The organism is Kribbella sp. NPDC050281, assembly GCF_040655855.1.
Lineage (GTDB): Bacteria > Actinomycetota > Actinomycetes > Propionibacteriales > Kribbellaceae > Kribbella.
Map to the genome: position 1 here is coordinate 198443 of NZ_JBFAKS010000011.1, position 6763 is coordinate 205205.

The 6763-nt window shown below is 68.8% G+C and carries 8 protein-coding genes; all 8 read left to right on the forward strand.

Annotation, left to right across the window (positions count from 1 at the left end):
* Positions 1-23 precede the first annotated feature (23 nt).
* Positions 24-1406, forward strand: coding sequence for an aminodeoxychorismate synthase component I (gene pabB / locus AB0I34_RS14835; protein WP_360445129.1), 1383 nt, complete (start codon positions 24-26; stop codon positions 1404-1406).
* The gene (locus AB0I34_RS14840; RefSeq protein WP_360445131.1) at positions 1403-2101 is read left to right on the forward strand and encodes an aminotransferase class IV; all 699 of its coding nucleotides are present in this window, start codon (positions 1403-1405) and stop codon (positions 2099-2101) included. The genes pabB and AB0I34_RS14840 overlap by 4 nt, the downstream gene beginning before the upstream one ends.
* Positions 2102-2246: 145 nt before the next feature.
* Positions 2247-3161, forward strand: a complete 915-nt coding sequence (locus AB0I34_RS14845; protein WP_360445133.1) for an SPFH domain-containing protein — start codon at positions 2247-2249, stop codon at positions 3159-3161.
* 9 nt (positions 3162-3170) lie between these two features.
* Positions 3171-3380 carry a hypothetical protein gene (locus tag AB0I34_RS14850; RefSeq protein ID WP_360445135.1) on the forward strand — a complete coding sequence of 70 codons (210 nt, stop codon included), beginning with the start codon at positions 3171-3173 and terminating at the stop codon, positions 3378-3380.
* Positions 3373-4101, forward strand: coding sequence for a GPP34 family phosphoprotein (locus AB0I34_RS14855; protein WP_360445137.1), 729 nt, complete (start codon positions 3373-3375; stop codon positions 4099-4101). Before AB0I34_RS14850 ends, AB0I34_RS14855 begins: the two co-directional genes overlap by 8 nt.
* A 71-nt stretch (positions 4102-4172) precedes the next feature.
* On the forward strand, positions 4173-4535 hold the full coding sequence (locus AB0I34_RS14860) for a GntR family transcriptional regulator (protein ID WP_360445139.1): 363 nt from the start codon (positions 4173-4175) through the stop codon (positions 4533-4535).
* Entirely contained in the window at positions 4535-5461 is a 927-nt protein-coding gene (locus AB0I34_RS14865; protein WP_360445141.1) for an ABC transporter ATP-binding protein, read from the forward strand. Before AB0I34_RS14860 ends, AB0I34_RS14865 begins: the two co-directional genes overlap by 1 nt.
* Positions 5458-6255 (forward strand): hypothetical protein, encoded by a 798-nt coding sequence (locus AB0I34_RS14870; RefSeq protein WP_360445143.1) that lies wholly within the window; start codon positions 5458-5460, stop codon positions 6253-6255. Before AB0I34_RS14865 ends, AB0I34_RS14870 begins: the two co-directional genes overlap by 4 nt.
* Positions 6256-6763: the final 508 nt, after the last annotated feature.

Below are 6763 nucleotides of genomic sequence, written 5' to 3' on the forward strand. Positions count from 1 at the left end.
CCGCGGGTAGGTAGCGTGTGCCTGTGGGTGCGCTGAGCTGGTCCGTCCGGACGGTCGACCGGGCGCTCGACGGAGAGACTGTCTACCGCGAGCTGCTGGCCGAAGAACCTGTTGCGTTCTGGCTCGACGGCAGCCTGACGGATCGGGCGGTACGACGTGTCTCCGTCCTCGGTACGACGGCCGGCCGCGACGCGGAGGTCGTCGTCCGGGATGCCGCCGATGGTGACGTGTTCGTGGAGCTGGGCGAGCGGCTGGCGGAGAAGGCTGCTCGGCTGGACGCCGTACCGGACGAGCTGACCGGACTCTTCAACGGTGGGTACGTCGGGTACTTCGGCTACGAGCTCAAGGCGCTGACCGGGGGAGTCGCGGCGCACGAGGCGCCGACGCCGGACGCGCTGTGGATCTGGGCGAACCGGTTCGTCGTGATCGACCACGACCGCGACATCACCTACCTCGTCGCCGTCGATGAACAGGACGCGGGCGCGGGGTGGCTGGATCGGGCGGTTCGGACTGCGTCGGACTGGTGGATGTCCGGCGACGGCGTACCGGCGATCGCGCGGCTCGACCTCGAGGCGCATCTCGAGCAGGACCGGCCGACGTACCTGGCCGGGATCGCCGCGTGCATGGCGGCACTGGAGGCGGGGGAGACGTACGAGGTCTGCCTGACCAACCGGGTCCGCCTGCCGTCCGTGCCCGATCCGTTCGAGTTCTTCCGCTGGCAGCGGGAGGCCAACCCGGCGCCGTACGCCGCCTTCCTCCGGTACGGCGATCTCGCGGTGGCCAGCTCGTCGCCGGAACGGTTCCTGACCGTGGATGCGGATGGGTGGGCCGAATGCCGCCCGATCAAGGGGACCGCGCCGCGGGAGGCGGACCCGGCGCAGGACCAGTTGGCGGCGAAGGCACTGGCCGAGGACGAGAAGACCCGGGCCGAGAACCTGATGATCGTCGACCTGATCCGCAACGACCTCGGCCGGGTCAGCCGGCCGGGCACGGTGCACGTGCCGCAGCTGATGCAGGTCGAGAGCTACCGGACCGTCCATCAGCTCGTCACCACGGTCCGCGGCCGGCTGCGCTCCGGGGTGAGCGCGATCGACGCGGTCCGGGCGTGCTTCCCGCCGGGGTCGATGACGGGTGCACCGAAGATCCGCACGATGGAGATTCTCGACGCGTTGGAGTCGAGTGCCCGTGGGGTGTATTCGGGTGCGCTCGGCTATCTGACCGTGGACGGGCGGGCGGATCTGAGTGTGGTGATCCGTACGGCGGTCCTGACGCCGGACGGAACGACTGTAGGCGCGGGGGGTGCGATCGTGCTCGACTCCGACGCAGTCGCGGAGTACGACGAAATGGTGCTGAAGGCAATGGCAGCCGTGGGCGGGAACGCCGCGGCCGAAGGGTGGGGGACATGAGTGGTGGTCTGCGGGTGGCGGATTCGTTCTTGGTTGCCGATGGCAAGGTTCGGGGGATCGAACTGCACCGGGAACGGTTCGTCGGATCGTGTCTGGCGGCGGGGGTGGATGCGTCGGCGTACTGGGACAAGCAGGTCGGCCGGCTGCCGGGATTCGGTCGCTGGTTTCCTCGGTTCGAGCTGCACGAGTCGGGTGAGCTCGCGGTCCAGCGCCGGCCCGCTCCGCCGACCGGCGGCCGCGTCCGGGTCGCCGTCCACGACGGTCTCGATCCACGCACCGAACCGCGGGTGAAGGGTCCTGACCTGGAACTGCTGGGCAAGCTGAAGGAGTCCGCCGCGCATCGCGCCGACGAGATCCTCCTCCTCGACCAGGACGGCACCGTGCTGGAGGCCGCCTACTCGGCCCTCGCCTGGTGGGAGGACGACACCCTCTGCTTCCCGCCGTCCGATCGCCCGCTCCTCCCGTCCGTCACCGCCCGACTCCTCCGCCGCGTCGCCACCGCCCAAGGCGCGCCCGTCTCCGAACACCCCATCACCCCGACCGAACTCCAGAACACCACCGAGGCCTGGCTGGTCAACGCCCTCCACGGCATCCGCCCCATCCACGCCTGGTCCGACTCCGCCATCGACCCCCTCCCCAACTCCCACGCCCCGCTCTGGCAACCCCACCTGGAAGCCCTCGCCCAACCCCTCTGACCCACCGATCCGGCTCGATCGATGGCGGGTTGTTTGTTCGGTAGCCGGTAACAACCGGCCATCGGCGAAACAAGCCGCCAGCGAGCAGCCGGTTGTCAAAGTGATATCACTTTGATACCTTCGAGCTATCCGAGAGGAGCTGGTGATGGCGGAGTTGGACGTTGCGGTGGAGATGCCGAAGCCGAAGGTGACCGAGCGGGTGGCGCGGGAGGTCAACGGGTGGCCGATGGCCGGGCTGGCGTTCGTGCTGGTGGTGGGTGCCGTGGTGTTGTTCGTGATCGGCCTGAGCCAGGACCAGGGCGGCGTGCTGATCGTGCTCTCCGTCCTGATCTTCCTGGCCGGCCTGATCGTGGCCGCCGGGCTGACGCCGGTCTCGCCGGGCCGTGCCCGGGTGCTGCAGATCCTCGGCCGGTACGCCGGGACGCTGCGCACCGACGGCCTGCGCTGGGTCAACCCGATCTCCCAGCGGCGTGAGATCTCCACCCGGATCCGCAACCACGAGACGGCCGTTGCCAAGGTCAACGATGCCGACGGCAACCCGATCGAGATCGCCGCGGTCGTGGTCTGGCAGGTCGAGGACACCGCGCAGGCGATGTTCGAGGTGGACGACTTCGTCGAGTTCGTCGCGATCCAGACCGAGACCGCGGTCCGGCACATCGCCAACAGCTACCCGTACGACGTACATCCCGACGAAGGCGGCCTGTCGTTGCGGGACAGCACCGACGAGATCACCGAGACGCTGTCGGTGGAGATCGGCGCCCGGGTGCAGGCGGCTGGGGTGCAGGTGATCGAGTCGCGCATCACCCACCTCGCGTACGCGCCGGAGATCGCCCAGGCGATGCTGCGCCGCCAGCAGGCGGGCGCGGTCGTGGCGGCCCGGCAGCGGATCGTCGAGGGTGCGGTCGGCATGGTCGAGCTCGCCCTGGCCCGACTGTCCGAGCACGAGGTGGTCGACCTGGACGAGGAGCGCAAGGCGACCATGGTCAGCAATCTGCTGGTGGTGCTGTGTGGCGACCGAGACGCCCAACCGGTGGTCAACGCCGGCTCGCTCTACCAGTGAGCGGGCACTATGGCCGCCGAACGCAAGAAGATCCTGCTCCGGCTGGATCCCGTGGTGCATGACGCGCTGGCCCGGTGGGCGGCCGACGACCTGCGCAGCACGAACGCTCAGATCGAGTACCTGCTCCGGCGGGCGCTGGCCGATGCCGGCCGGCTGCCGTCAGGCGTCGGCAAGATCCGCCGCCCGGGCCGTCCGGCCAAGGAGGAAGACCATGAGTAGAGCTGTGGTGACGCCGCTGCGGCGGCCCGCCCGGAGCGTCGCGACCCGACGCCCGGCCCGTGCTCGGAAGACCGTTGCCCTCGGCAATGCCAAAGCTCCGGATGCCTTGGCAGCAAGGCTTTTCCTGCTCGCTTACGACCCGATGAAGGGCCGCCTGACGAACACCTCGAAGCTCGGCAAGCTGCTCCGCGCGGCCGCGCTGGTCGACCTCCAGCTCGCCGGGAACCTTGCCGACGACAACGGTCGCGCCCGGCTGACGAAGGTGGCCGCGCCGCAGGATCAGGTCCTGGCGGGGATCCTCGCCGACATCGGCAGCCGCGGTCCCCGCAAGTGGAAGACCTGGGTCGACCGCCGGCAGCGCGCGATGGTCCGCGAGGTCCGCGGCGACCTGGAGCGTGCCTACCTGATCAGGGTCGAGCCGTACCGCGTCCTCGGTCTGTTCCCGGCCCATCGGATCACGCTGCGGCACCCGCTGATCCGGCGCCAGGTGCTGCAGAGTGCGACCGACACCCTTCGCCCGTCCCGGCTGGTGACACGCGTGGACCTCCGTGATGCGGCCGTCGTCGTGCTGGCCGCGACCGCGGACCTGCGCACGGTCGTCACGAAGGACCAGCGCCTCCGGCACAAGGATCGGCTGGCGCAGCTCGGTGTCCGGGTCGGGCCCGTCGTACCGGCGCTGAAGAAGTCTCTGCAGCAGTCGTCGTACACCGCAGGAGGCTGACCCTCAGGAGGTGCTATGGTTCGTTACTCAAGTAACGAACCGGTGGACCGAGCGAGGGCAGAGAGGGGGTCGTGGTGTTCGACGATCGGAGTCCGATCTATCTGCAGATCGCGGAGCAGATCAAGAACGACATCGTGACCGGTGCCCTCGCCGAGGACGAACAGGTCATGTCGACCAACCAGTACGCCGCGTTCTACCGGATCAACCCGGCGACCGCGGCCAAGGGCTTCGCCCAACTGGTCGACGAGGGCGTGCTCTACAAGAAGCGCGGGATCGGGATGTTCGTCAGCCCGAACGCCCGCCTGCTGCTGCGCACCGGCCGGCAGGACTCGTTCTTCGCCGACGTGGTCGACCCGATGATCCGCGAGGCCAAGGCCATCGGCGTACCCCTCAAGGATGTCGTCCAGCACATCCGGACCTACGGAGACGCCTGATGACCACCAGCACTCTTGAACAGACCGCTCTCGCTGTGCGGACCGAGAACCTGTCGGTCCGGTTCGGCGGCGTGCCGGCGCTCGATCGGCTCGACCTGCGCCTCGCGCCCGGCAAGATCCACGGTCTGCTCGGCCGCAACGGTTCCGGGAAGAGCACGCTCGCCGCGACCCTGGCCGGCTTCCGGGGCCCGGACGAGGGCCGGGTGCTGGTCGAGTCCGCCGACCTCGGTACGGCGCAGGAGCCGTATGAGAACGCGGTCGTCACCAGCCGGGTCTGCCTGATCCGCGAGTCCGGTGACCTGATCGACGCGGCGCCGGTGAAGCACGTGCTCGGGCTCGCCTCGAGCCTGCGTCCGTACTGGGACGACGACCTGGCAGGCGAGCTCCTGGATCGGTTCGAGGTGCCGACCGGCAAGAAGGTGAGCAAGCTCTCCCGCGGTAAGAAGTCCGCCCTCGGGGTCGTGCTCGGGCTGGCCAGCCGGGCACCGCTGACGATCTTCGACGAGACCTACCTCGGCATGGACGTCCCGTCCCGCAACCTGTTCTACGACGCCCTGCTCGCCGACTACGCCGAGGTGCCGCGGACGATCGTGCTGTCGACGCATCTGGTCTCCGAGGTCAGCCCGATGCTCGAGGAGGTCGTGATCCTCGACAACGGCCGCCTCGTCACCCAGTCGCCGGTGGACGCGCTCCGCGGCCGTGGCGCCTCGATCGTCGGACCGGCCGCCGCGGTGGACGACTTCACCGCCGGGTTCACCGTGCTCGCGGAAGAGAAGCTCGGCGGCACCAAGTCCACCACCGTGCTCGGCGATCTCGATCCCGCGCTGCTCGCCGAGGCGACGCGGGCCGGACTGGAGGTCGGCCCGGTCGGCCTGCAGGACCTCTTCGTGCACCTCACCGCCCCGACCCCTGGAGCTCGTTCATGAGTGCGGCAGTCGACAACCGGACCGAGGCCGCGCAGCGAGTTGCGGTTGCCACGTCGATGCCGCGCGGTGTCACGTCGTGGCACCGGCTGCGGCAGGTCCTGTACGCGATGATGATCGGCTCCCGGCCGATGATCGGCGGGTACTGGGCCATCATGCTGATCGCCTTCGCTGTAGGCGGTTTCATCGTCCAGACCGTCTCCGGTGGGACCGGGTACAGCACGTGGGACTACGGCACCCAGTCGCCGAAGTACTTCTCGATGGCGGTCGGCATCATGCTTGCTCCGGCGTACCTGAAACTGATGGTCGCGCAGGGCGTCACCCGGCGGATGTTCTCCGTTGCCTCGAGCATCTTCCTGGTCGGGGCCGCGCTGGCGACGGCGCTGTTGTGGGTGCTGGTCTACCAGGTGGAACGCGTGATCTACGACGGGCAGGGCTGGGCCCAGGCGATGGAGAACCGGCATCTTTTCACCAGTACGTCGCAGGTCGGCATGATCTTCACCGAGTTCTTCCTGCTGATCGTGGCGCATGAAGCAGCCGGCTGGTTGCTCGGCATCACGTTCTACCGTCTCGGCTTCTGGCGTGGAGTACTACTGCTGCCGCTGTCCGTGCTGCCGGCCGCGGCGACCGAGTTCCTCCTGGTCGCCGAGTGGCTGGCCGAGCCGCTGTCACGTCTCAGCTACGATCGTCCACCACTGGCCGTCGCGGTACCGGCAGTTGCGGTGGTCACCGCGCTCGGGTTGTACGCCGGTTATCTGCTGCTGCGACCGATGGCGTTGAAGCCGGCCAAAGGTTGAACGAGCGCTCGATGTTATGCACAGGGGGTGTGCATAAGTCGGACGATATCTGTGGACGGTTGCCGGGTCGCTGTGGAGAACAGGCGGCAGGTGGCGAAGTGGCGCAAACTGTTGGCAGGAAGGGGTTGTGCGACCCTGGCCGACGGCGGTAGAAATGTCGACACGCTGTTTCTGCGAAGGAGCGGCGGGTCGGGCGAAAACCGGGGGCCCCTCGCAGTGGGGATCCCTACTGAGGTAGACCGGTGACGGGGTCTGCCGGTCCTACGGACTCGTTCGGGAGGCTGGAGACGTCACCTTCCTTCAGCTAATGCGGGGCCCCTCCGACTCATACTCGGAGGGGCCCCGCTTCATGTTCGCGACGCCGTCTAACGGCACTCGCAGGTGCCGAAAACAGGCGAAAGAAAGCCGGCCGGCGCACAGAACGGTTGTGCGCCGGCCGGCGATGCCGGGGGGTGGCCGCCACGGCCCCGACCCCCGCGGCAACGGGGCAGGGGTGCGGGGTAGTCGG